The organism is Corynebacterium sp. (assembly GCF_022712195.1).
GTDB lineage: Bacteria > Actinomycetota > Actinomycetes > Mycobacteriales > Mycobacteriaceae > Corynebacterium.
Genome location: NZ_JALAGY010000018.1, coordinates 1 through 23,070, shown reverse-complemented (window position 1 = coordinate 23,070; position 23,070 = coordinate 1). Strand labels below are relative to the sequence as shown.

General features: G+C 68.2%; 20 protein-coding genes, 1 tRNA gene and 1 pseudogene. 6 read left to right on the top strand and 16 right to left on the bottom strand.

The features are described 5' to 3' along the window. Window positions 1-32 precede the first annotated feature (32 nt). Window positions 33-590, bottom strand: a complete 558-nt coding sequence (locus tag Q0A34_RS02215) for a hypothetical protein (protein WP_291478053.1) — start codon at window positions 588-590, stop codon at window positions 33-35. Window positions 591-799: 209 nt separating this feature from the next. Here Q0A34_RS02215 and Q0A34_RS02210 point away from each other — a divergent pair, with 209 nt between their 5' ends. Further along, window positions 800-1,102, top strand: a complete 303-nt coding sequence (locus Q0A34_RS02210) for a hypothetical protein (RefSeq protein ID WP_291478051.1) — start codon at window positions 800-802, stop codon at window positions 1,100-1,102. A 42-nt stretch (window positions 1,103-1,144) separates the two neighbouring features. Here Q0A34_RS02210 and Q0A34_RS02205 read toward each other — a convergent pair whose 3' ends face one another. After that, entirely contained in the window at window positions 1,145-1,996 is an 852-nt protein-coding gene (locus Q0A34_RS02205; protein WP_291478049.1) for an HAD family hydrolase, read from the bottom strand. A 26-nt stretch (window positions 1,997-2,022) separates the two neighbouring features. Further along, window positions 2,023-2,952, bottom strand: coding sequence for a LysR family transcriptional regulator (locus Q0A34_RS02200; RefSeq protein ID WP_291478047.1), 930 nt, complete (start codon window positions 2,950-2,952; stop codon window positions 2,023-2,025). A gap of 67 nt (window positions 2,953-3,019) precedes the next feature. Between Q0A34_RS02200 and Q0A34_RS02195 the strand changes: the two genes are divergently transcribed. Continuing rightward, window positions 3,020-3,931, top strand: coding sequence for an EamA family transporter (locus Q0A34_RS02195; protein WP_291478045.1), 912 nt, complete (start codon window positions 3,020-3,022; stop codon window positions 3,929-3,931). Here Q0A34_RS02195 and Q0A34_RS02190 read toward each other — a convergent pair. Both Q0A34_RS02190 and Q0A34_RS02185 read right to left on the bottom strand, forming a co-directional pair. Then, window positions 3,837-5,438, bottom strand: a complete 1,602-nt coding sequence (locus Q0A34_RS02190) for an NAD(P)/FAD-dependent oxidoreductase (protein ID WP_291478043.1) — start codon at window positions 5,436-5,438, stop codon at window positions 3,837-3,839. The genes Q0A34_RS02195 and Q0A34_RS02190 overlap by 95 nt on opposite strands. A 115-nt stretch (window positions 5,439-5,553) precedes the next feature. Beyond that, the gene (locus Q0A34_RS02185; protein ID WP_291478041.1) at window positions 5,554-7,158 is read right to left on the bottom strand and encodes a hypothetical protein; all 1,605 of its coding nucleotides are present in this window, start codon (window positions 7,156-7,158) and stop codon (window positions 5,554-5,556) included. A gap of 204 nt (window positions 7,159-7,362) precedes the next feature. Here Q0A34_RS02185 and Q0A34_RS02180 point away from each other — a divergent pair, with 204 nt between their 5' ends. Both Q0A34_RS02180 and Q0A34_RS02175 read left to right on the top strand, forming a co-directional pair. Then, entirely contained in the window at window positions 7,363-7,896 is a 534-nt protein-coding gene (locus tag Q0A34_RS02180) for a peptidylprolyl isomerase (RefSeq protein ID WP_291478039.1), read from the top strand. 68 nt (window positions 7,897-7,964) lie between these two features. Then, window positions 7,965-8,513: a rhomboid family intramembrane serine protease gene (locus Q0A34_RS02175; protein WP_291478037.1), complete on the top strand. Its 549-nt coding sequence runs from the start codon at window positions 7,965-7,967 to the stop codon at window positions 8,511-8,513. On the opposite strand, the gene crgA is transcribed toward Q0A34_RS02175, so the two are convergent. After that, window positions 8,476-8,760 carry a cell division protein CrgA gene (gene crgA / locus Q0A34_RS02170; RefSeq protein WP_291478035.1) on the bottom strand — a complete coding sequence of 95 codons (285 nt, stop codon included), beginning with the start codon at window positions 8,758-8,760 and terminating at the stop codon, window positions 8,476-8,478. The genes Q0A34_RS02175 and crgA overlap by 38 nt on opposite strands. A gap of 91 nt (window positions 8,761-8,851) precedes the next feature. On the opposite strand from crgA, the gene Q0A34_RS02165 reads away from it, so the two are divergent. Beyond that, window positions 8,852-9,529, top strand: coding sequence for an aminodeoxychorismate/anthranilate synthase component II (locus tag Q0A34_RS02165; RefSeq protein ID WP_291478033.1), 678 nt, complete (start codon window positions 8,852-8,854; stop codon window positions 9,527-9,529). A 3-nt stretch (window positions 9,530-9,532) separates the two neighbouring features. Here the strand turns inward: Q0A34_RS02165 and pknB are convergent, their stop codons facing one another. From pknB to Q0A34_RS02130, 7 genes are all read right to left on the bottom strand, one after another. Next, window positions 9,533-11,464 (bottom strand): Stk1 family PASTA domain-containing Ser/Thr kinase, encoded by a 1,932-nt coding sequence (pknB, locus tag Q0A34_RS02160; protein WP_291478031.1) that lies wholly within the window; start codon window positions 11,462-11,464, stop codon window positions 9,533-9,535. Window positions 11,465-11,561: 97 nt separating this feature from the next. Next, window positions 11,562-13,169, bottom strand: coding sequence for a serine/threonine-protein kinase (locus Q0A34_RS02155; protein WP_291478029.1), 1,608 nt, complete (start codon window positions 13,167-13,169; stop codon window positions 11,562-11,564). Between the two features lie 14 nt (window positions 13,170-13,183). Beyond that, complete coding sequence (locus Q0A34_RS02150; RefSeq protein WP_291478027.1) at window positions 13,184-14,638, bottom strand: penicillin-binding protein 2; 1,455 nt, start codon at window positions 14,636-14,638, stop codon at window positions 13,184-13,186. After that, a complete protein-coding gene (locus Q0A34_RS02145; protein ID WP_291478025.1) occupies window positions 14,635-16,038 on the bottom strand; it encodes an FtsW/RodA/SpoVE family cell cycle protein in 1,404 nt (467 codons plus the stop codon). The genes Q0A34_RS02150 and Q0A34_RS02145 overlap by 4 nt, the downstream gene beginning before the upstream one ends. Window position 16,039: 1 nt before the next feature. Further along, entirely contained in the window at window positions 16,040-17,575 is a 1,536-nt protein-coding gene (locus tag Q0A34_RS02140) for a protein phosphatase 2C domain-containing protein (RefSeq protein WP_291478023.1), read from the bottom strand. Continuing rightward, window positions 17,572-18,054 carry an FHA domain-containing protein gene (locus tag Q0A34_RS02135; protein ID WP_291478022.1) on the bottom strand — a complete coding sequence of 161 codons (483 nt, stop codon included), beginning with the start codon at window positions 18,052-18,054 and terminating at the stop codon, window positions 17,572-17,574. Before Q0A34_RS02135 ends, Q0A34_RS02140 begins: the two co-directional genes overlap by 4 nt. Window positions 18,055-18,139: 85 nt before the next feature. Next, window positions 18,140-19,111, bottom strand: coding sequence for an FhaA domain-containing protein (locus Q0A34_RS02130; protein ID WP_291478020.1), 972 nt, complete (start codon window positions 19,109-19,111; stop codon window positions 18,140-18,142). A gap of 277 nt (window positions 19,112-19,388) precedes the next feature. On the opposite strand from Q0A34_RS02130, the gene Q0A34_RS02125 reads away from it, so the two are divergent. Further along, window positions 19,389-19,471 (top strand) — tRNA-Leu (locus Q0A34_RS02125). 253 nt (window positions 19,472-19,724) lie between these two features. Here the strand turns inward: Q0A34_RS02125 and Q0A34_RS02120 are convergent. From Q0A34_RS02120 to Q0A34_RS02115, 3 genes and pseudogenes are all read right to left on the bottom strand, one after another. Further along, a complete protein-coding gene (locus tag Q0A34_RS02120; protein WP_291478018.1) occupies window positions 19,725-20,219 on the bottom strand; it encodes a hypothetical protein in 495 nt (164 codons plus the stop codon). A gap of 233 nt (window positions 20,220-20,452) precedes the next feature. Further along, window positions 20,453-21,007 (bottom strand): LpqN/LpqT family lipoprotein, encoded by a 555-nt coding sequence (locus tag Q0A34_RS13695; RefSeq protein WP_363316417.1) that lies wholly within the window; start codon window positions 21,005-21,007, stop codon window positions 20,453-20,455. After that, window positions 21,000-23,070, bottom strand: a pseudogene (locus Q0A34_RS02115) (hypothetical protein); the annotation flags it as partial. The pseudogene Q0A34_RS02115 and the gene Q0A34_RS13695, both read right to left, overlap by 8 nt.

Here is a 23,070-nt window from a genome sequence, read left to right as displayed (position 1 = left end):
CATAAGTTTCTGTTGTTTATGGTCCCCGGGGGTCAGTTCACCACGAGACCGGACCGGGACGCACCGCGGGCACAGGCGTCCGGCAGGCCGTCGAGCTCGTTGAGCTGCTTGGACACGACCTCGACGTCCATCGTCTCGCCGACGTGGACGGTGTCCTTCCCCGGCAGCGTGACCGACGGGCGGCCGCCCTGGGTGACGAACTCGGAGTCCACCGGCAGGATGAGCGGACGCGGGGTGTTGTCGCCGCCGCGGTTGCCGAACTCCTTGAGCGCGAAGCAGGAGCCGGGGCCCACGACAAGCCTGCCGGACGTGCCGTAGGACTCGCCGTCCGGTGCGTCCTGCGTGGTCAGTGCGATCGGACCGCCGCCGGAGGCGGACACGGCGACGTGCCCCTCGGGCGTCTCGGTGGTCTCCGAGGTCTCTGACGCCTCCGACTCTGTCTCCGTGGCGTCGGTGGTCACGGTCTCGGTGACGTCGGTGTTCTCGGTGAAGCTGGGCTCGGCGGTGCTGTCGTCGTCACCGCAGGCGGCGACGGTTCCGAGGGCGAGGACGGCCGCCAGGGAGGCGGCGACGGCGCGGTGTCGTGTCATGGGTGTTCTCTCTCCACGTCTGAAATGGTCTCTTCCGCCATGTCTACCAGTCCGGATGCGGGTTGTGTGGTGGTGGGTCGGGGCGCGGGGGATTCACGTGTGCAGCATCCCGCACCGTTGATGTAGACTGATAGAAGCAGAATCGAGTACTGAGAAAACTCAGGAACATATGGCCCGCTTCTTGTGGAGCCGCTGGAGGAGATGTCGCCGTGGGAACTGTTCTCTTCATGCTGCTGCTGGTGGTGCTGACCGGGTTCAGCCTGTTCAGCCAGTGGCGGTCCCGGTCGGCGGGGGCGTCACAGCATCCCCGGGACCGGAGGTGCGCTGAGGCGTGGTCGCTGGTCGGGGCGCTGAGCGCCACCGTCGTCGGCCTCATGGCGTTGTTCGTCGTGGACAACACGGTGCTCTTCATCGCGCTGGTCGGTGTCGGCGTACTGAACGTCTGGGTGAGCGCGACGTACGCACTACGGCTCTGGCGCACGCGGGAGGCCGGACGTGCGGGGTCGTCGTGAGGGATCACTGAGCACAGGGGGCGCTCATGTGCGACGCGGCCGTCACACACCCAGCAGGCGTCGGAGTACCTGCACTACGCCGTCCTCCGAGTTGGCCGGGGCGGTGTAGTTCGCCGCGGCGGTGATGCCGGGGTGGGCGTTGGCCATGGCGAAGGACATGTCGCCCTCGCCGATCATCTCCAGGTCGTTGAGGTAGTCGCCGAACACGGCGGTGTCGGCACGGGAGATTCCCAGTTCCTCCTGCAGGTCACGCAGGGCGGCGCCCTTGTTGGCGTCCGTACGCATGATGTCGATCCAGTTCGCCCCGGAGATGACCACCGCGTTGTCCTCCTCCACCTCGGGGGCGGCGGCGTCCTCACCGTTGAACAGGTCCGGGGCGGCGTCCTCGGCGGAACCGAAGGCGAAGACCGCCACCTTCACCACCGGGGCGTCCACCTTGGTGAGGTCGTCGATCTGCGCCAGCGAGTGGTAGTACTTCGCGGCCTCGTCGAGGAACTCCCGGTCCGTGCTCTCCACGTAGGCGGTCTCCGGGGTACAGACCACCACACCGAGCCGCCGGTCCGTCCCGCGGACGGCGGCGATGCACTGCTGCACCGTGTCGTCGGCCAGGGGAGAGGTGGCCACGACCTCGTCGTCGTGCACCACCACGGTGCCGTTCTCCGCGAGGTAGGTACGGATCCCGTGGTCGCCGAACATGTCGCGCAGTGTGGCGTGCTGGCGTCCGGACGCGGGCACCACCACGATGCCGCGGTCCTGCATCACGGGAAGCAGATCCCAGAACCCCTCGGGCACGGTGCCGTCCGGCCGGAGCAGGGTGCCGTCCATGTCGAGCACCACCAGTCCGAGGTCAGGGGTGGGGGAGAGGTCGGTCCATGAGATCGGGGTGTCCGTCATGCCTCCATGGTTTCACATGAAACATCTCAGAGCGTCTCCGGAGTGTCCGGCGACTCACGCCGGGCGGCCGCCCCCAGCGCGGTACGGAAAGCGCGCACCCCGGGATGGCCGGCGTAACCGTCACGCACCGCGGTGAACAACTGCCGGTGCGGCGACCCCGGCATCGCCAACGCCTGGGTGTGGTCCAGGTGCGGTCCGGCCAGCATCGCCGGGATCACCGTGACCCCGTGACCCGTCCGGGCCATGTGCGCCCGCAGGATCGGGTCGGTGGTCTCACACTTCACCCGCGGCTCCACCCCGGCCTCCCGCAGGACGGTCCGCTCCCACCGGCCCTGCGGCATCGACGCCGGCTCCAGGATCCACGGTGCGTCGGCGAGGTCCGCCAGGCCGTCCAACTCCTCGGCCGGCACCGCCCACCGCCCCGTGGCCGGCAGGACCAGCAGCATCGGGTCGGCGAAGAGTTCCTCCCGGTGCAGCCCGGTGCGGACCGGCTCCGGCTGACCGGGGAACTCGTCACCGATGACCACGTCGTAGGAGTGCGCCGCCAGTCCCTCGAAGGCCTCGCCGACCTCCCGGTGGTAGACCTCCACATTCAGCTCCGGATGACGTTTCTCCAGCATCGTCAGGGCCGTGGGCAGAATCGTCGCCAGGGCGGACTGGAAACTGGTGACCCGCAGGGTGCCCTCCGCCCCGGGACGTGACGAGGCCAACTCGGCCTCGGCGGTGTCGAGGATCGTCAGCACCTCGTCCGTGCGCGCCACCAGCCGCCGGGCGGCCTCGGTGAGGCGCACCCCGCGCCCCACCGTCTCCAGCAGCGGGACCCCGGCCTCCCGCTCCAGCTGGCTGAGCTGGTGGGACACCGCGGACGGGGAGTAGTGCAGCTCGCGGGCGATGGCGGCCAGCGTGCCGCGCTGGTGCACCTCGCGCAACAGGGTGAGACGGTGAATGTTCAGCACAGTTCACCATTATCGTTCATATTCCTGAGATAGACGAACCAATGGCGTAGGCCCCACAATGAGTGGCATGAGCATCACCCGTTCCTCCGCCCTTGTCCTCGCGTCCTGCGCATCCCTGCAGTTCGGCGCGGCGACGGCCGTCGGCCTCTTCGACTCCCTCGGCACCTGGGGCGTCACCTTCCTGCGGCTGAGCATCGCCGGTACGCTCCTGCTGTTCGTCGCCCGCCCCGCACTGCGCTCCTGGTCCCGCGGCGACTGGCGCGCCGTGGTCTTCTTCGCCGTGATGATGGCCGCGATGAACGGGTTCTTCTACGCCTCGCTGGACCGCATCCCGATGAGCGCGGCCGTGGCCATCGAGTTCATCGGACCGCTCGTCTACGCCGGACTGACCTCACGCCGCCGCGGTGACCTGGTCTGGGTCGGTCTCGCCGCCGCCGGCATGGCCGTCCTCGGACTCGAGGCACTGTCCGACGCCGCACTCGACCCGGTCGGCATGCTGCTCGCACTGGTCGCCGGGGTGTTCTGGGTCGGCTACATCGTCGGCTCCGCCGCCGTGGGACGCCGCATCGCAGGCACCGGCGGACTCGCCGTGGCCATGCTGCTCGGCGGACTCATGCTCGCGCCCGTCGGACGCACCGCCGTCGACGGCGTCACCGCCGACCCCTGGCTGCTGGTCCCCGCCGTGGTCACCGCCCTGCTGGCCTCCGTGATCCCCTACTCGCTGGAACTGGCGGCACTGCGGCGCCTGCCGGCCGCCGTGTTCAGCGTCCTGATCAGCCTGGAACCGGCCTTCGCCGCGCTGGCGGGCTTCATCCTGCTCGACCAGGAGATGACGGCGATGCGCGGAGTGACCATCGTGCTGGTCATCGCCGCCTCCGTGGGGATCACCTGCTCGGCACACCTGCAGAGTGTCCGGCCACCTCAGGAAGTGCGCGTGCGACGTCCACTGCGGCGTCGTCGAACGCCATCTCCGCAGTGAGGTCACCGCGGGCCAGCTCCGGCCACTCCCGCAGGTAGTCCTGGCGGTACAACCACGGAGACCGGTCGCCCTGCCTGGGCGTGATGTGCTCCGAACGCCTGATGTAGCCCGCCTCGAACTCCAGCAGCGGCCGACGCTCCACGTCCTCACCCGGGAACACCGGGGCGGCGACGGACTCGCCCCGGTTGACCATGTGGTGCCACAGCCGGACCATGTACCGGGCCGTGAGATCCGCCCGGGTGGTCCACGACTGGTTCAGGTAGCCCACGGTGAAGCTCAGGTTCGGCAACCCCGACACCAGCACCCCGCGGTAGGCCACCGTCTTCGACGGGTCGACCTCCCGCCCGTCGACCTCGACCTCCGCACCACCGAAGAGCTGCAGCTGCAGGCCCGTCGCCGCGATCACGGTGTCCGCCTCCAGCACCGTCCCGTCGGTCAACCGGATCCCCTCCGGGACCAGGCGGTCGATCGTCCCGGTCACCACCTTCGCCCCCAGGTCCCGGATCGCGGCGAAGATGTCGCCCCCGGGGGCCTTGCACACCCGCTGGTCCCAGGGCTTGTAGGGCGGGGTGAAGTCGCGCCTGATCTGTGAGGGAGACAGCCACCGCAACTGCAGCGCGTGGAGGAAACCGCTGAAGAGGAACGGCGCTCCCTTGGCGATGTACCACTGCACCATGTCACGGGTGATGTGGTTGACCCGGGCGACCTTGTGGGCGACCGCCCTGTTCGGGATCAGCGTCTTCCAGATCGTGGAGATGGTGTCGAAACGCGGTAACGCCGCCACCCACGTCGGGGTGCGCTGCAGCATGGTGACGTCCGCCCCGTCCTCCGCCAGCGCCGGCAGCAGGGTCACCGCCGTGGCCCCGGACCCGATGATCACGATCCGCCGGCCGGCGACGTCACCCTGCTCCTCCGGACGCCATTGCTGCGCGTGGATCAGCTGCCCGCCGAAATCTTCCTCGCCGTCGAAGTGGGGTTGGAAGCCGGCCCGGTGGTCGTAGTAGCCGCACGCCATGTGCAGACGGCGGGTGCGGACGACGGTCTCCTCGCCGGCGTCCGCGGGTGCGTCCGGACGGTCGTCCGGGCCGTGACGCCACGCACGCACCGTGGTGACCTCCCAGTGGGGGCCGTGGGCCTCGGCGTCCTCCCCGGAGGTGACGAAGTTGACCCGCTTGACCCACGTCTCCAACTGGATCCGCTGCAGGAAGCCGTCCTCGCGGGCGGCGTCACGCAGGTACTCCCTGATGTGCGGGCCGTCGCCGAGGGTGCCCTTGTGCGGCCACGGCCTGTAGGGCAGCGCGAAGCTGGCCATGTCCGAGTCTGACCGGATGCCCGGGTAGGTGAAGGTGTTCCATGTGCCGCCGAGGTCGTCGTTGGAGTCGACGATCCGCCAGTTCCAGCCGGGGAACTCCGAGACGACATGGTGGGCGAGATCGATGCCGGCGATGCCCGCACCGACGATGAGCAGGTCGAGGACGTGGTCGTTGGTGGTGTCCGGGGTGTTCATGAACGCCACCTTACTGCGTGAGTGTTCGCTCCGGAACGAAACAACTGAGCCTGCCCGTGGAGACGGGGAAACCCCCGGACCGCCAGGGCGGTCCGGGGGTCAGCCGGTGTGAGACTCAGAGGCGGTGCTTGCCGCCGTCGTCCTCGGTGTCGTCGGCGGCCTTCGGGGCGCCGGGAGCACCCGGAGCACCCGGGGCGCCGGGGGCTGCAGGGGCGTTCTTCTTCGCCTCCTTGTTCTCCTTCGCCTCCTTGGCCTCTTCCTTCACCTCGTCGGCCTTCTCGGCCGCCTTCTCCTTGACGTCCTCCGTGACCTCGTCGGCCTTCTCCTCGGCCTTCTCCTCGGCCTTGGCCGCAGCGGCCTTCGGCTTCGCGGCGGCACCGGTCGCCGGAGCGCCGGTGGTGCGCGGGGTCTTCGCCGGTGCCGCAGAGCCGCTGCCCTTGGCCTTCTGCGCGACGAACGCCACGGCCGCGGCGATGATGGCGAGCAGCAGGACGTTACGCCCGGTGTGCTTCTTCCTGTTCGCCTTCGCGGCCTTCTTCAGCTCCTTCGCACGGACCTTCTCCGCCTTCTTCGCGGCGGTCTTCTTGATCTTGCGCTGCGAACGGGAAAGCTGCTTGTTCGCGGTCTTCACGTTCTTCTCCGCGAACTTCCGGGCCTGCTTCGCCTGCTTGGAGGCCTGCTTCCTGCCCTTGGCGCCTTCCTTCCTGGCGGTCTCGCCGACCTCGGAGGCGGCCTCCGAGGCCTGCTCCCAGGCGCTCTCCAGGGACTTGCGGGCGGAGGAGCTGGCCTTGCCGGCCTTCTTCTTCACGTCCTTGATGTCCTTGCCGTACTTCTTCTTCAGCTTCTTCTTGTTCTTCTTGGCGGCCTTCTCGGCGTCCTTGCCCGCCTTGCGGCCGGCCTCGGCACCGGTGGCGGCCAGGGCGGCCCCGGCCTTGCCCACCTGGGACGCGCGGTCACGCGCGTCGTCGATCGCGTCGCTGACGGCGTCGGACTCGAGGAAGGCGGAACTGCGCTCCTGGGCCTGGTGGAACAGCTCGCCCCCGCGCTCGGCGGCGGTACGGCCCCAGCGGGTCACGGTGTCGGTGAAGTCCGCGTCGGGAGCCTGACGCACCTGGTCGGCCAGTGCGGTGGCGCGGTCACCGGCGGCGGAGGTGACGGCGGAGAGCCGCTTCTCCACGTAGTCGCGGGGCGTCTCGTTCCTGCCGGCGGCCTTCTTCGCCACCTTGTGCTGACGCTTCAGGGCCTTGGCCCGGGTCTTGTCGGCCTTGGCCCGACGCTTCTCGGCCTTGGAGGTCACCTTGTCGGCCTTCTTCGTGGCCTTCGCCGCCTTCTTGCTGAGCTTCTCGGCCTTGCTGTCCTTCAGGGTCTCCAGGGTGCTCTCGGCCTCCTGTACGGCCTGGTCGAGACCTTGTGTGGTGTCATTCGTGATGGCGTTGCTCACCGTATTTCCTTTCGAGGCGGTTCTTCTGTCAGACGTCCTGGGGGCCGTGGAGGGCCGTGACCGGGCTGCCCGGTCCTCGGCGAGGAGCTGCTCCACGATCAGGCGGTGGTGGCCCGGTGCCGAGTCGAGGTCGCGTGACGCCCCCCGGGTCCCGGCGGTGGGACGCAGAGCGTAGAGACCGGAGATGTCACGGACGTCACCCTTCCGGCGCCTGCCGCCGAGGCCGGACGACACCTGCCGTGCGGCACGTAACGCGGTGAATGCGGTTGTCGGGTCCATGGACCGTGCATCTCCTTCTCGTTCTCGGCGGCCGACCGGCGGGAACCGGGATTCGGCGGACCGGTCGGTTGTCTGTCACTTCGCTAACGGTTCTTCTGTCGACACAAAATGGGTCGTCATCCAACGATAACCAAATCTGCTCCCGAGGGTAGTCGGATTCGGACGATCAGGGGTGCGCGAGCGACGTCCGGTAGCCTTGCTCCCATGACTGTTCAGAAAACCGCGACAGCGACCCTGCACACCAACTTCGGCGACATCGCCATCGACCTCTTCGGTGACCACTCGCCGGCCACCGTGAACAACTTCGTCGGCCTGGCCACCGGCGACAAGGAGAAGGCCCCCTACACCACCGAGAACGCCTCGGGCACCACGGAAGGCCCGTTCTTCGACGGCGCGGTCTTCCACCGCATCATCGACGGCTTCATGGTCCAGGGCGGCGACCCGACCGGCACCGGCCGTGGCGGCCCGGGCTACCAGTTCGCCAACGAGAACCACCCGGAACTGCAGTTCGACCGTCCCTTCCTCGTCGCCATGGCGAACGCCGGCCGCGACACCAACGGCTCGCAGTTCTTCATCACCGTCGGTGCCCACCCGCACCTCAACGGCGGCTACACCATCTTCGGTGAGGTCACCGACAAGGAGTCGCAGAAGGTCGTCGCCAAGATCTCCCGCGTCTCCACCGACCGCATGGACCGTCCCGCCGAGGACGTTGTCATCGAGTCCGTGGACGTGGCCTGATCACCAGGCGTTTCTTCGCCGGGGCCCCGGCCACCGCGGGTCTTGTCGTCGCCTGCCTGGTGGTCTACGTGGTCACCGGACTCGACAGCGGGAACCTGACGCAGCCCGCGTCGGCGCCCGGGGTGGCGTGGGACCTCATGGTCGACCCGCTGCTCATGACCGCCGACGGACAGTGGTGGCGTCTGGTCACCGGGGCGTTCGTGCATCTGGACCCGGGGCATCTCCTGATGAACATGCTGCTCATCGGGCTGATCGGCCGGGAGCTCGAGCGGGCCTACGGGACGTTCACCATGGTGGTGTCCATGCTGCTCTGCGCCGTCGGCGGCGGGCTCGCCGTGGTGTGGCTCCAGCCGGACAGTGTCGTCGGCGGCGCCTCGACCATCGGCTACGGCATGTTCGCCATGCTGGTCGGACTGTCCCTGGAGCAGCGGACGGACGTCCGTGCGCCGCTGGTCCTGATCCTGGTCAACCTGGCGTACTCGGCGACCGCCGGCGGGGTCTCCCTGCCCGGTCACCTCGGCGGCCTCGCCGCCGGTGCCGCGGTCGCGGTGGTGCTGACCGCGGTGCGTCGCCGACGGCCTACTTCCACCCCATGGTCATCAACAGACCCACGATGAAGAGCCCGAAGCCGATCAGGTAGTTCCAGGCGTTCAGGTCGGCCATGAAGGGGATCTGCGGGCCGGCGATGTAGTTCACGACCAGCCAGGCCAGGCCCAGCAGCATCAGGCCGAGCATGAGCACAATGTACCAGCGCGGCGTGCCGGTGGCGTTGAGCTTGACCGGCGTGCGGCGCTCGGCGGCGGATGCGCCGACGGAGGTGGCGGAGTTGTCCTCCGGTGAATCGGAGATCCGAGACTTCGGCATGTGTATCCCTCACTGACATGGTGACGTGTTCGAACTGAACCAACCCTACCAGCACGAACCGCGGTCCCCGGTACGGGATAGTATGAGCGTCATGCGCATCCTCGTCATCGACAACTACGACAGTTTCGTCTACAACCTCGTGCAGTACCTCGGGGAACTCGGCGAGGACTGCACCGTGTGGCGCAACGATGCCGCGGAGCTCGGCTCCACCGACGGGGACCTCGTCGCCGCACTGGAACCGTTCGACGCGGTGCTGGTCTCCCCGGGGCCCGGGGACCCGTCCTCCGCGGGGAGGAGCCTGGCGGTGATCGCCCACTGCGCGGCCCACCGTGTGCCGCTGCTGGGCGTCTGCCTGGGCCACCAGGCGCTGGCCCAGCACTTCGGTGCGGACGTCGTCCGGGCCGACGAGATCTTCCACGGCAAGACCAGCCCCGTCACTCACGACGGCACCGGTGTGCTCGCCGGGATCCCGAGCCCCTTCACCGTCGCCCGGTACCACTCCCTGACGGTGGACCCCGCCACCGTGCCGGCGGAACTCGTCGTGGTCGGCCGGGTCGCCTCCGGGATGATCATGGCGATGCGGCACGAGTCCCTGCCGCTGCACTCCGTCCAGTTCCACCCGGAGTCCGTGATGACGGGCAACGGGCACCGCATCCTGGCGAACTGGCTCGCGGACGCGGGACGGCCCGTCGACGAGGCGGAGCTGGCGCGGCTGGCCGAGCGCCACGCCGCGACACTGGCGGGCGCCGCCGCCGTGGCCGGGAGCTGACCCTTACGGGATACCCAGGGCGTTGACCCGCACCGTGATCGGCGCGTTGCGGTCGATCGTCTCGCCCTCCCGGGCGGACTGCCCGACGACGCGGTCGACCGCCAGGGGGTCCAGCTGGTTGACGTTGGTCCGGGTCACCCGGTCCGGGCCGCCGCGCCACCCCGCCTGCTGCAGGATGCTGTACACCTCGTCGTAGTCCTTGCCCACGAGCTGGGGCATGGTGAACTGGTTGCCGCGCGAGACCTCGATCGTGACGGTCGTGCCGCGGGGCTGGGTGGTTCCCTCGTTCGTCGCGGAGAGCACCCGGTTCTCGTCCTCGGTGGAGTCCACCATGGTCACGTCCACCTCGAACCCGGCGTCCTCCAGGTTCTGCACCGCATCGTCCCGCGTCTGGCCGGTGACCCGCGGGACACGGATCTCCTCCGGGCCGGTGGACACGGTGATGCCCACCTCGGTGCCCTTGGACACCTGTGACCCCGAGGGGTGGGTCTGCTCGATGACGTGGCCTTCCTCGACATCGTCGCTGGGCTCCTCGGAGACCTTCGACCGCAGCCGCAGCCCGGCGTCGGCGAGGGCCTTCTGCGCCTGCTGGGTGGTCTTGCCGCTGAGGTCGGGGACGTCCGTGACCTCCTGGCCCGAGGAGACCAGCAGGGTCACCTTGGAGCCGCGGAGCACGGTGGACTTGGCGTCGGGATCGGTGCCGATCGTCTCGTCGCGGGGGATCTCGGCGTCCGGGCGGTCCTCGACGGTGACGTCGAACCCGGCCTCCTCGAGGGTGGACATGGCCTCGTCGCGGGGCTGACCGGCGACGTCCGGGATCTGGACCTGCTCGTTCGCCTGACTGTCGGAGTCACTGAACCAGTTCCAGGCCACTGCCGTCCCGCCGCCGACGAGGGCCAGGACGGCCACGATCCACAGGGCCACGACCCACCCGTTGCGGCGCTTCTTCTCCTTGCGCGGCACAGGCTCGGGCGCCGGTTCCGGCTGCTCCGCCGGCACCGGGGCAGCGACGGGCATGTGGGTGGTCGTCGGTTCATGCACCGGCTCGTCGGTGTAGGCCTGCGCGGCCAGAGGCATGCGGCCCTCCGCCATGCGCTGCAGGTCGGCGGCCATGTCGGCGCAGTTGTCGTAGCGGTCCGACGGGTCCTTCGCCATGGCGGTCAGCGTGACCGCGTCGAGGGCGAGCGCCGGGTCCGGGTCCAGGTGCATGCCCGGGACCTGGGACGGCGGCAGCGGTGTCTCCTGCACGTGCTGGAAGGCCACGGAGAAGGGCGACTCCCCGGAGAACGGGGGCTGGCCGGTGGTGATCTCGTAGAAGACGCAGCCGGCGGCGTAGATGTCGGAGCGGGCCTCGGCGGACTTGCCGCGGGCCTGCTCCGGGGAGAGGTACTGTGCCGTGCCGATCACCGCGGCGGTCTGCGTCATCGCCGAACTGGTGTCCGACAGGGCACGGGCGATGCCGAAGTCCATCACCTTCACCGCGCCGGTGTTGGTGATCATGATGTTCGCGGGCTTGATGTCGCGGTGGATGATGCCGGCCTCGTGGGAGAAGCCCAGGGCCCGGCACACCTCCGCCATCACCCGCGACGCCTCGTCCAACGGGAAGGGGCCGGAGTCGCGCACGATGTCGCGCAGCGTCTGGCCGTGGACCCGCTCCATCACGATGTACGGCACGGAGCCGTGGGCCTCGTCGGTCTGACCGGTGTCGTAGACGGCGACGATGGCGTGGTGGTTCAGCTTCGCCGCGTTCTTCGCCTCACGGCGGAAGCGCTCGAGGAAGGTGTCGTCACGGGCGAGGTCCGCCCGCATCATCTTCACCGCGATGTCGCGTCCGAGCAGTTCGTCGGTCGCCGCATAGACGTCGGACATTCCTCCGGTCCCGATCACGGGCCCCAGGAGGTACCGACCGCCGAGCCGGGTGTTGCTCAGGTCCATGCTGCTCCCTTCCTCTGGTTCTGGCGTGGTTGACGCCGTGAACACTCCTTCTTCAGGAGAGTACCGATGTCACGGCCATCGGCGCGAATAACAACCGTCACAGACGTCCCATGACAGTCAGGCCGGACTCCTCGTCAGGGGAGTCACCGTCCCCCGGGGCCCCGGTGTTACCACTGGGGTCCGGCTGCTCCTGGGACGCCTGGTCAGAGGTGTCAGGCACCGTCGGCTCCTCCGTCGGCACCTCGGGGTCCGGGTCGGTCGGCTGCGTCGGCTGCCCGGGGTCCGTGGTGTCGGTGGGGCCGTCACCCGGACCGTCCGTGGGGGCGGTTCCGGTGGGCGTGGGAACGGTCGTCGTCGGAACGACGGGCTCCCCGGTCTCGACCGGCTCAGGCACGACCGTCTGCTCCTCGGTGACCTCACTGGTCACCGTGGTCGTCTCCGTCGGCGGTGCCGCCGGGTCCCCGTCCTGCTGGGTGAGGAACCACACCAGCACCCCGAGCAGGGCCACCAGCCCGATCCCCAGTGCCCAGATCCAGCCGCGGCCGCCGCGGGTACGCGGCGCCGGGCCCATGTTCGCCTCGTCGGTGACCTCGCTGAGCCGGCTCTGCCCCGTCGGGGTCTGCGCGACCGGCACCGGCGCCGGGGCCATCCCGCCCGCCGGGTCCGGCGGCATCTCACCGTCGCGCACCGGGACGGTGGCCGCGGCGAGCGCCGCACCGTCCTGGTAGCGGCTCTCCGGGTCCTTGCGCAGGCAGATCGAGATCAGCCGGCGCATCGGCGCACTGATGTTCTCCGGGAGGTCCGGTGCGGGCTCGTTGATGTGCTTCAGCGCCACCGACACCGTGGAGTCCCCGGAGAACGGCCGTTCCCCGACGAGCACCTCGTAGCCCACGACACCGAGGGAGTAGACGTCGCTGGACGGCCGGATGGCCAGTCCCTGCGCCTGCTCCGGGGACACGTACTGGGCCGTGCCCACGACCATGCCGGTGCGCGTCAACGGCACGGCGGACGCCGCCTTCGCGATGCCGAAGTCCGTGATCTTCACGACCCCGTCCGCGGTGACCATGAGGTTGCCGGGCTTGATGTCACGGTGGATGAGCTGGCGCTCGTGGATCGCCTGGAGACCGACGGCGGCCTGGGCGACGAGGTCGAGGACCATCACCTCCGGCAGGGTGCGCTGCCGGCCGAGGATGTCGGCCAGCGACTCACCCTGCACGTACTCCATGACGATGAAGCAGTAGGCGACGCCGCTGCCGTCGACGTCGTCCTGCTCGCCGTAGTCGAAGGTGCGCACCACGTTCTCGGAGTGGATGGTCTCCGCGGCCTCGGCCTCCTGCCGGAAGCGGTCGCGGAACTCCACGTCGTCGGTGAGCTCGGGTTTGAGCACCTTGACGGCCACGTCCCGCTCGCCGACGGTGTCGTAGGCCAGCCAGACGGTGGACATGCCGCCGCGGCCGATGATGCGGGACACCTCAAAACGCCGGCCCGCGGCGGAGTCGTAGTGGGCGTCGAGGACGCGCTGCAGACGGTCCGCGGCCGCCCGGTCGCGTGGCGTCATGTGCGCGGGGTCCACGGGGCCGGAGTGCTCTTCGGGGGTGCTGAAGACCCGGGTGCCGTCGGTGTCGCCGGGGTCGCCGGGGTTACCGGGGTTGCCGGGGTTGCCGGGGTTGCCGCGGGGGTTGTCGCGGTCGTCGGGTCCGGTCACGTCTGTCACCTCGCTTACTGTGCTTCCTGGAGTGCCGCGTCGATCACGGCGCGGCCGATGGGTGCGGCGACGGAGCCACCGGTGGCGGCCTGCCCGGCGTCGCCGCCGTTCTCCACCAGCACGGCGACGGCGACGTCGGCGTCCTCGGCGGGGCCGAAGGCCACGTACCAGGCGTGCGGGTTGGAGTTGCGGGAGTCCTCGCCGTGCTCGGCCGTACCGGTCTTCGAGGCGATGTTCGACGACCCGCCGGCGTACTCCTCGGCCCCCTGCATCAGCTCGGTGAGCTGGGCGGCGACGCCGGAGTCGATGGCGCGTCCGGCCTCCTTGGGGCGGGTCTCCTTGATCACGTTCAGGTCGGCGCCGGTGACCTGCTTGATGATGTGCGGCTTCATGCGCACACCGTCGTTGGCGATGGTCGCGGCGATGACCGCGTTCTGCAGCGGGGTCAGGGCCACGTCACGCTGGCCGATCGCGGACTGGCTCAGCGCCGCGGCGTCCGGGATGTCACCGATCGTGGAGTTCTGGATCGGCAGGCCGAAGTCCTCGTCGTCCTCCGCGCCGATGCCGAAGCCTTCGGCGGTGGCGCGGAAGGAGTCGACCCCGTGGCGGTTCACCAGGTCCACGAAGGAGGTGTTGCAGGACTTCGAGAACGCGGTGCGCAGCGGCACCTGGGGCCCGCCGCAGGACGCCCCGTCGTAGTTCTCCAGGGTCGTCACCGTGTCCGGCAGGGTGATCTGCGACTCGCCGTTGACCATGGTGTCGGCGTTGTCGCCGGCGGCCAGGGCGGCGGCCGTGGTGATCAGCTTGAACGTGGACCCGGGCGGCTGGGTCTGCTGGGTGGAGCGGTTCAGCAGCGGGGCGTCCGGGCTGGCCTGGAGCTGCTCGAAGGCGGCGTCGGCGGTCTCGGTGTCGGTGCTGCTGACCACGGAGGGGTCGAAGCTGGGGGTGGAGGCCATGGCCAGCACCTCGCCGGTGGACGGCCGGATGGCCACCACCGAGCCCTGGTAGCCGCGCGAGGACAGCTGGTCGTACGCGACCTGCTGCACGTTGGGCTGAAGGGTCAGCTCCACGTTCGCCCCACGGCGTTCCTTGCCGGTGATGGTGTCCCAGGCGCGGGAGGCGAAGAGCGAGTCGTCCGTCCCGTCCAGGATGGAGTTCTGCGAGGCCTCGATACCGGACGCCCCGTAACGGTCGGTGAGGTAGCCCAGCACCGCGCCGTAGGACGCGGGCGTGGTCGGGTAGTCGCGGGTGTAGAGCCCGTCCTCGCCCTCGAGGGACTCCGCCAGCACCTGGCCGCCGGCGGAGATCTGGCCGCGCGGGATGGACTTCATCTCGTAGTACTGGCGGGAGTTCAGGGCGTTCTCGGCGTACCGGGACGTCTGGAACCCCTGGATCCAGGTGAGGTTGACCAGGAGGATCACGACCAGCACGAAGGTGAAGACCGAGACATTGCGGATGGACCTGTTCATGAGCGGGCCTCCCCGGCGTTCTGGGCGGTGTTCGGGTGGTTGACGACCGGGTGGACGGAGGTCTGCGGGTCGGAGTCCGGCGCGGGTGCCGCAGGCGCCGCCTTGCGGGTGTTCACGTCGTGGGAGATCTTCAGCAGGATCGCCAGCAGAATGTAGTTCGCCAGCAGGCTTGACCCGCCGTGCGACATGAACGGCGTGGTCAGACCCGTCATCGGCAGCAGCTTGGAGATGCCGCCGGTGACCACGAACACCTGGATGGCCAGGGTCAGTGACAGGCCGGCGGCGACGAGCTTGCCGAAGGCGTCCGGCGTCTTCAGCGCGATGATGAACCCGCGGGTCACGAAGACGGCGAAGAGCATGAGCACCGCGGCCAGGCCCACGAAGCCGAGCTCTTCACCGATGGAGGACATGATGAAGTCCGCGTAGGACACCGGCACGTTCTGCGGGTAGCCCTCGCCGAGACCGGTGCCGGTGAGCCCGCCGAAGGACATGCCGAACAGGGCCTGGGACAGCTGGTAGCCGGTGTTGTCGTAGTTGGCGATCGGGTCGATGAAGTTGGTGAAGCGCTCCTGGATCTTCTCCGAGATCTGGAAGACGATGTACACGCCAACCACGGCGAGGCCGAGGCCCAGCACCAGCCAGGAGGACCGGCCCGTGGCCATGTACAGCATGCCCAGCACCGTGCCGAACAGCAGCAGCGCCGGGCCGAAGTCGTTCTGCAGGGCGGAGATCAGGATCGCCAGACCCCAGACCAGCAGGATGGGCCCCAGGTCGCGCACCCGGGGGAACTGCAGCCCCAGCACGCGGTAGCCGGCGACGGAGAACAGGGCACGCTTGTTCACCAGCAGGGCGGCGAAGAAGATCAGCAGCATGATCTTCGCGAACTCGCCGGGCTGGATGGAGACCGGGCCCAGGGTGATCCACACCTGGGCGTCCGCGGACAGGTCCGAGGGGAACACCCGCGCCCACACGATCGGCAGGGCGGAGAGGAACAGGCCGCCGAGGCCGAGCAGGAAGGCGTAGTTCTGCAGGCTGTTGTGGGACTTCAGGAACCAGATCACCCCGGAGAAGATCACCAGGGCGATCACCGTCCACATCACCTGTGAGTTGGAGCGGGTGGTCTCCGCGGCGAGGTCGATGCGGTAGATCATCACCAGGCCGATGGCGTTGAGCATCGCGGCCACGGGCAGCATGATCTGGTCGGCGTTCGGGGCCCTGAGGCACATCACCACGTGGGCGACGCCGAAGACGGCGACGTACCCGCCGACGAGCACGGCCACCTCGGAGTTCAGCTCGTTGCCCTGCGAGAACTGCAGGGCGATCAGGGCGATGCCGAGGATCACCGCGGAGAAGACCAGCAGCGCCAGTTCGGTGCCGCGGGCGTGGGCGTCACGGAACATCTCAGTTCACCTCCCTGCAGGACACCCCGGGGGTGGTGAGGTCGGAGGGCTCCCCGCCCCGGGAGCCTGCCCGGTCGTCCCGGGTGACGCAGACGGGGAGGGTCTGTTCGGCGAGGCGGCGGATCTGCCCCTGGATCTCGTCGTAGGAGTCCGTGGGCAGGTTGTCGAGTGTGCCGCGCGCCGCCGGGGTGAGGTCGGAGGTGGAGAACCGGTGGCAGTCGTCGTCGCTGCCGGCGGGCAGCAGACGCACGTCGGCACTGTCGGAGAGGCACACCTCCTGGTACACCGACTGCGTGGAGATGCCCAGGATGCTTCCCGGGGCGCCCTGGTAGATCTGGATCGGCGAGCCGGCGTCCGTGGCAGCCGTGGTGGTCGGCGCCGGGGACGACGGGGCGCCGGACGTGGCGGACGTGCCGGTCACCGGCGGCGTGGACACCGTCGTGGTGGGGGAGGCCCCGCCGTCGGCGACGGCGATGAAGTAGGACTGGCTGAGCGAGTCGCGCACGTACCAGACCGCCGCACCGGCGGCGAGGATGAGGACCAGGGCGGCCGCCAGGCCGATGAACAGGCCCTTACGGCGCCGCTTCCGGGGCTCGGGCTCCTCCGCCTCGGGGGCCGGTGCCGGGGTCTCCGACTCCGGTTCCACGGCACGGGGACGCTGGACGACGTTCACCGCCGAGGCGCGTCCGGCGGAGGTGTTCGGCCGGGGGAGTTCCGGGGCGTCGGTGTTCACCGCGCCGGCCAGGGCCGGTGCGGTGGGCAGCACGGCGCCCTCGGGCAGCGAGTCGGGGTCGACGACGTCGGCCACCACCACGGTGACGTTGTCCGGCCCCCCGCCGCGCAGGGCGAGGTTGATCAGCTGGGAGCCGGCCTCCTCCGGGGTGCCGGTGGCGAGGACGTCGCGGATGGTGTCGAAACTGACCGGGTCGGACAGCCCGTCCGAGCACAGCAGGTAGCGGTCGCCGGGCAGGGCCTCGCGCAGGGTGAGCGTGGGCTCGACCGGGCGGCCGGTGAGCGCCTTGAGGATCAGCGAGCGCTGCGGGTGGCTGCTGACGTCCTCGGGCGCGAGCTTGCCCTCGTCCACCAGGGACTGCACGAAGGTGTCGTCCTTGGTGATCTGGGTGAGCTCACCGTCGCGCAGCAGGTAGCCGCGGGAGTCGCCGACGTGGCAGACGCCCAGCGACGAGCCGTCGAAGAGCATGGTCGTCAACGTGCAGCCCATGCCCTCCTGGGTGGGGTTGTCGTCGACGTGGGCGGCGATGGCGCGGTTGCCGTCGTCCATGGCCTCGGCGAGCATGGTCAACAGCCGGTCGCCGGACGGTTCGACGCCCTGGGACAGCGTGTTCTCCAGGACGTAGAGGGAGGTGATCATCAGCTGGGAGGCGACCTCACCGGCGGCGTGTCCCCCCATCCCGTCGGCGAGGGCCAGCAGGTGGGGGGACGCGACGGCGGAGTCCTCGTTGTTCGACCGCACGAGACCGCGGTCTGAGAGGGCCGCGTAGTTCAGGGCGAGCGGGCGTGCGGTGGTCTCTGTCATGCTTCCAACCTCACCGTCGTCTGGCCGATGCGGATCTCCTGGCCTGCGGAGAGCTGTTCGGGCTGGTCAATGCGCTGGCCGTTGAGGAAAGAGCCGTTGCGGGAGTCGAGGTCCTCGAGCAGCCAGGTGTCGCCCTGGCGGAACAGCCGGGCGTGCGTCCCGGAGGCGAAGTCGTCCTCCAGGACGACGGTGCAGGAACCGGACCTGCCCAGGGTCACGTCCCGGTAGCCCTGCAGGTTCAGTGTCGTACCGGTCAGTGGTCCCGATGTCAGCGTCAACGACCCCGGGGGAGTGGCACGGCGGAAGCCGCGCCCACCGGAGGGCTTGGGGCCGGCGGACGGGCCGGAGGCAGGCGCAGCACCTGCTGTGGCTGCCATGGCGTTCACGTCCTTACGCATGGCGCGGACGGCCACCCAGACGAACAGCCACAGCACGACGAGCAGGGCGATCTTGGCGAGCAGCACCAGAGTCGTCTGCATTCGGGGTCATCTCCTTCGTGCCGGTGGGTTGACCGGTCGGTCAACGATTGATCCTACCGGCTGAATCTACCTTCCGGAGGTCCCGTCAGCTGAAACGAACGTCGATCTCGCTGTGGCCGATCGTGATCACGTCGCCGTCGGCGAGCAGCCAGCTGTCCACCGGAATCTCGTTGACGGTGGTGCCGTTGGTGGACTTCAGGTCGGTGAGCACGGCGTCGTAGCCGTCCCAGGTGATCTCGGCGTGCTGACGGGACACACCGGTGTCCGGCAGGCGGAAGTCGACGGCGTTGCCGCGGCCGATCACGTTCGTTCCGTGCTGCAGCAGGAAACTGCGGGCCGAGCCGTCCTGCAGGTACAGGGTGACGGTGGTCTGGGGGACCTGCTCGCCGGCGGCGGCGTTGGCCGCCCCGGTGGCCTCGTCGGCGTTGTTCGCCGGGGCCTGGGCGTGGTGGGAGATGACCTCGGTGCCGGGGTAGCTCTGAAGCGGTTCATCCGGTTCGGCGGCAGGCCCCTGCTGGTCCAGCTGGCCGGCCTGGGACGACGGGGTGGGGCGGACCACCCCGGCCAGCGGGTTGGGGTCGGCCGGTTGTGCGGGTTCGTCGGCGTCGTAGGCGTGGGCCACGGAGCTGCGGCCGGAGTCCGGTTCGCTGCGGGGCCAGTGCGGTTCGGGCTGCTCGGTCCTGTCGAAGGAGGACTGGGCCTTGAGCTGGCCGGTGTGCAGGCCCTCGTCCTTGATGAGCTCCACGGCGACGGGGTGGTGGCTGTCCCACCCTTCGTTGCGGATGAAGCGTTGGAGGCGGCCGCGCAGTTCGTTGGCCAGGTCCGGGCGCTTCTCCAGCAGGGCGGCGTGGTCGTGCTCGGAGACGTGGACGCGGTAGGAGGAGGGGGCGTAGACGGTGCCGGTCCGGTCCTCCATGAGCGTGTCCTCGACCTCCTGCTTCAGCAGTTCGTCGATTTCGGCGGGGACGACTTCGCCGCCGAAGACGCGTGCGAAGCCGTTGTCCAGCCCGCGCTGCAGGGAGCTGTCGAGCTTACGGAAGCGACCGAAGAGGTCCATGGTGGTTGCGCCTCACCTTTCGTTCTCTCGTCCTGCGGGGCCGGATGCTGCGGCCGGGTGCCGTTGTCCGGGTGGATGGTTGTGTCGTTGTGTCTACGGCACACGTTGTCGGCCCACTATACGGACTGCAGCTGAGAAGTGGGTGCAGGTCGGCGGGCGTGTACTGGCAGAAGCCCGAGTTCCCGCTGGTGACCTGCGACTTTGTGTGAGTCGGGGGACGGTGCTAATGTTGCTCTCCGTTGCAGACGCAACCCACGTCGATCCAGATCGATGCCACGGGCGAGTGGCGGAATGGCAGACGCGCTGGCTTCAGGTGCCAGTGTCCTTCGGGACGTGGGGGTTCAAGTCCCCCTTCGCCCACAGTGAGCGGTTCGCGAACTGAACCGGCCGGAGGTCACAAACTCGAAAGGGTTTGTGAGCTCCGGTTTTTCGTTGTTCGGGTGTCACGCCCTTCGAGATTAGCAGTTGGGGGAGTTGCGCGGCGAAGTCCCGAACAGCGGAGGGCGGGGCGGATTTCCCGAGGGTTTCCGGTGGGGTGGCGGCTTCAACCACGGGTGCGCCGAGCAGCACTGTCGAGGGTTCCCCAAGGTGGGCAGCTAGTGAAGAAAGGGGGTTACCAGAACATGTTACCCGTCGTTGGGGCAGGCACTCGACGTTCCGGCTCCCCCAGGTACACAGCCAGCAGATCGCCGAACTCTTCGCGGGTGCAGTCCACCAGATTCCGGAACTTCAACTTCGATGTCGAACGCCCTCCTTCTCCGCCGCTGTGACTGATCGTGACAACCGGGCCGCCGGCACTGCCGTTGGTACTCGCGTACTCCACCATTGCGGCGTCCGAGTATTCTCTGACCCACACATCTTTTCCGAAGTACGTCCATGCCCACACGACGTGATTCTGCGACACCGTGCACCACAGCCCGACCGGGATAAACAAAACCGTAAATATCAGGAGCGCTAAGCACAGAACACCGAGGAGCGTATAGTGCAGTTCCCACGTCGGTCGATCAGGGAAGAACGAATGATCAAACAATCCTGCAAGCGTTATTGAAGTAAGTAACGGGACAATTGGGCCAATCACCAGAACGCAGGCCTTCCAAGATGAAGCCATCCTTAGACCTGGCAAAGCACTGTCAACTCTGGTGAAATAGCGCCCTAGCCTTTCGGGAAAGTGTGCCGGCTCAGTCCCAGGTAGCAGAATCGACGAGATTCCGAGAGTGAACAGGGTACTGATGGCCGTCGCCATTACGCCGCTTCCCGCTTTATACTGGTACCCGTACCAGGTCATAGGCACGGCTATGATCGTAAAAACGAGTATTCGGATCTTCCAGCTGGGTATGACGGCTACTGCCCTCCCGGACGGCTACACAAAACACGGACTACCTCGTCGGGAAGATCCGTTATTTGTGGCTCGGGACCATCGACCGGCGAGTTGAATACTCGCTGCACCAATACCCCATCCGCGGGCAGGTCATTCTGTGAGGGAATCAGTATATCAAACCACGATTCCCCTACCAGATGAAGACCCTCGACGGAGTAGGTGTTCCTGGACCACAGCCGCGCACCGTTACTGAGATGAGTGGGCCCTTCTTGTTGGCTGGAGATGCTTCTAGCTGCAGGCGGAAGCGTGTCCTTCCATCCTGTCAGGAGTTCCGCGGGTGACACAGAGCCTTTCAGTGCCCATGCGGAGGTGATGGCCACTGATGTTTGCCCCCCTGCAGTTTCCGCAAGGTTTGCAGAAACCATGTTCTCCGGTGGAAGTTTTTCATCGTCCATGTGGGTCCAACCATCGGGGAACTCCCAGAAAATACCGGGGGTGACCGTGCTGCGTAGATACAGTGGGGAAGATGCTACGCCGGAATTAAAGAGGTTACCCACCAGAGTATTTATTTTAGTCATCGAGTCTCCCCTGAAGATAGTCGGTGGTCACATACGCTACGCCTGCTCCTACCATAAACCCAAGTGCTGTACCAACTCCTGGAACTGGAATAAACGTTCCGAAGAATGCTCCGGTTGCTGCTCCGGCAGCCCATCCGGCGGTTGCTCCGGCCGCGTTGGTCGTGATCGCATCGGTTGCATCCATCCCTTCGTTCATGTCCATCGCTGTACCGAGGACGGCTCCGAAGGCCGCACTGGACGCCCCGCGTGCGAGACCTTCTCCGGTCTTTCCCAAGATCGAAGTGGCAGTACTTGGCCCTGCGATGCCCTCTGCGGTTCCGTCGATCATGGCCCCACTGATGAGGCTTGCTGATTGCTTGGCTGCGGTGGGCGGGCCGTCGTCGCCGTCGGCGGACGCGCCCTCAAGAACCTCCCGCGTGAAAGGGTCGTGGTCGGCAACGACGGGGGAACCGTCGGGGTTCCACTCCAGGCGTCTGACGACTGCAGCTTCGCCCGATGGCTTCACTATCACCCAGTCCGTGCCGCCATTGTCATTGTCCATTCCCCACACGAGGTTGCCGTCATCCAGGCGGTATACCGGGGTATCAACACCGTCCACAATCGCACCCTTGACCCACTCCCCGGTGTCGGGGTTGTAGAAACGCCCGGTGTTCGGGTCCGGCTCGCCGCCCTGCGAGACATCGTTGCCGGCGTCGTCCAGCGGGACGACGGTCTCACCGTCAGTGCTCACCCGTGAGCCATCCTGGTCGTCGACCTGCGTGCTCACCCCGGCGTCGTCACGTTGGGTGGACTGGATGTCCGAGGTGGTGTTGTCTGGGTTGTGTACCTGCATCTGGTACTGGTTGTCGTCGGTGCGCTCGTAGTCACCGTAGGACTGAGTACCGTCCGGATTGTCGGCCACCACCGTGCCTTGCGAGTTGTCGGCGTTGGCCTGCGAGGTGATATCAGGCTGCACAGGAGCTTGGGGAGTAGGTGCAGTGTCGTAGTGCTCGGAGTAGTGGGTGCCGTCGTCCTGGTTGGACTGTGCGTATGCGGATGTTCCGTCGTCATTGTTGGACCAGGCGTCCCAGCCGCCGACATCGTTTCTCGTGCTGCGGGTGTCGGTGAATGTGCCGTCTGCGCGCTCGATCCTGGAATCGATGGTCTCTCCGCCGGTGCCCTCAACGATGGTGTGTGTTGCGGTCTCGCCGTTGCCCAGGTCTTCGGTCCACGTGTCTCCGTCGGAATGCCCGGTGGTGTCGATGATCCCGACGCTGGATTTCTGCTTGTCGGGGTCGGCGAGGATCGGCAGCAGGGTCGTGCGGTCGGGGTCGACGACCTGCACCAGTTCACCGGTGTCGTTGTCGACCTCGTAGTGGGTTTCCACCGGTCGGCCGAGTGCGTCAAAGGCCCAGGGGGCTTTGACGTGCTCGATGACGTTGCCGTCGGCGTCGAGGACGTCGACGCTGCCGTCGGGGTTTGTCACCATCTGCCCGCCGTCGGGCACATCCATGTCGAAACGGTGCTCGCGTGGGGAGTCGGGGCCTTCCAGCAGGATCAGGGACTGCTCACGGCCGTTGCCCCAGTTGATGTCACCGCGGTGGGCGCCGTCCCGGCGTCGCCGGTCGGCCAGGATCGCTCCGGCAGCCCCGGCGAGCGCTCCACCGGCACCCAACGGTCCGACCGGCAGACCACTGTCCCCGTCGCTTTCCCCGCCGCGTTCCTCGTCGGTGACGGTGCTGTCGTCCACACCGGGGGCCGGTGGGGCAGCGGACGTCGGCGCGGCACTGGAGGTGTCATCACGGCCGGCACGGTCGTTGTTGCTGTCGGTGGGGTCGGTGAGCTGCCGGCCTGCCAACCCGTCCTGACGAGTCACACTAGTGACCTCGGAGTCGGTGTCGGTGGTCAGAATCTCACCGGTGGCGGTGCCGTCGGGGTTGACCACTGCCGGGCCGTCGGGAGTGTCCACGACCCGGACCTCACGAGAGGTGCCATCGGAGTCAGTGACAGTTGTGTCCCAGGGGGTGACCTCCCGCACGTTGGAGCGGGCGGTGTCCCCGGCCGAGGGGCGGGTGGGGTCGGTG

Excerpts from the sequence above, each read along its gene's own strand:
- Q0A34_RS02215 (WP_291478053.1), bottom strand. The coding sequence starts at position 590 with ATGACACGACACCGCGCCGTCGCCGCCTCCCTGGCGGCCGTCCTCGCC.
- Q0A34_RS02205 (WP_291478049.1), bottom strand. The coding sequence starts at position 1,996 with ATGACGGACACCCCGATCTCATGGACCGACCTCTCCCCCACCCCTGAC.
- Q0A34_RS02195 (WP_291478045.1), top strand. The coding sequence starts at position 3,020 with ATGAGCATCACCCGTTCCTCCGCCCTTGTCCTCGCGTCCTGCGCATCC.
- Q0A34_RS02190 (WP_291478043.1), bottom strand. The coding sequence starts at position 5,438 with ATGAACACCCCGGACACCACCAACGACCACGTCCTCGACCTGCTCATC.
- Q0A34_RS02185 (WP_291478041.1), bottom strand. The coding sequence starts at position 7,158 with ATGGACCCGACAACCGCATTCACCGCGTTACGTGCCGCACGGCAGGTG.
- Q0A34_RS02180 (WP_291478039.1), top strand. The coding sequence starts at position 7,363 with ATGACTGTTCAGAAAACCGCGACAGCGACCCTGCACACCAACTTCGGC.
- crgA (WP_291478035.1), bottom strand. The coding sequence starts at position 8,760 with ATGCCGAAGTCTCGGATCTCCGATTCACCGGAGGACAACTCCGCCACC.
- Q0A34_RS02165 (WP_291478033.1), top strand. The coding sequence starts at position 8,852 with ATGCGCATCCTCGTCATCGACAACTACGACAGTTTCGTCTACAACCTC.
- pknB (WP_291478031.1), bottom strand. The coding sequence starts at position 11,464 with ATGGACCTGAGCAACACCCGGCTCGGCGGTCGGTACCTCCTGGGGCCC.
- Q0A34_RS02150 (WP_291478027.1), bottom strand. The coding sequence starts at position 14,638 with ATGAACAGGTCCATCCGCAATGTCTCGGTCTTCACCTTCGTGCTGGTC.
- Q0A34_RS02145 (WP_291478025.1), bottom strand. The coding sequence starts at position 16,038 with ATGTTCCGTGACGCCCACGCCCGCGGCACCGAACTGGCGCTGCTGGTC.
- Q0A34_RS02140 (WP_291478023.1), bottom strand. The coding sequence starts at position 17,575 with ATGACAGAGACCACCGCACGCCCGCTCGCCCTGAACTACGCGGCCCTC.
- Q0A34_RS02135 (WP_291478022.1), bottom strand. The coding sequence starts at position 18,054 with ATGCAGACGACTCTGGTGCTGCTCGCCAAGATCGCCCTGCTCGTCGTG.
- Q0A34_RS02130 (WP_291478020.1), bottom strand. The coding sequence starts at position 19,111 with ATGGACCTCTTCGGTCGCTTCCGTAAGCTCGACAGCTCCCTGCAGCGC.
- Q0A34_RS02120 (WP_291478018.1), bottom strand. The coding sequence starts at position 20,219 with ATGGCTTCATCTTGGAAGGCCTGCGTTCTGGTGATTGGCCCAATTGTC.
- Q0A34_RS13695 (WP_363316417.1), bottom strand. The coding sequence starts at position 21,007 with ATGACTAAAATAAATACTCTGGTGGGTAACCTCTTTAATTCCGGCGTA.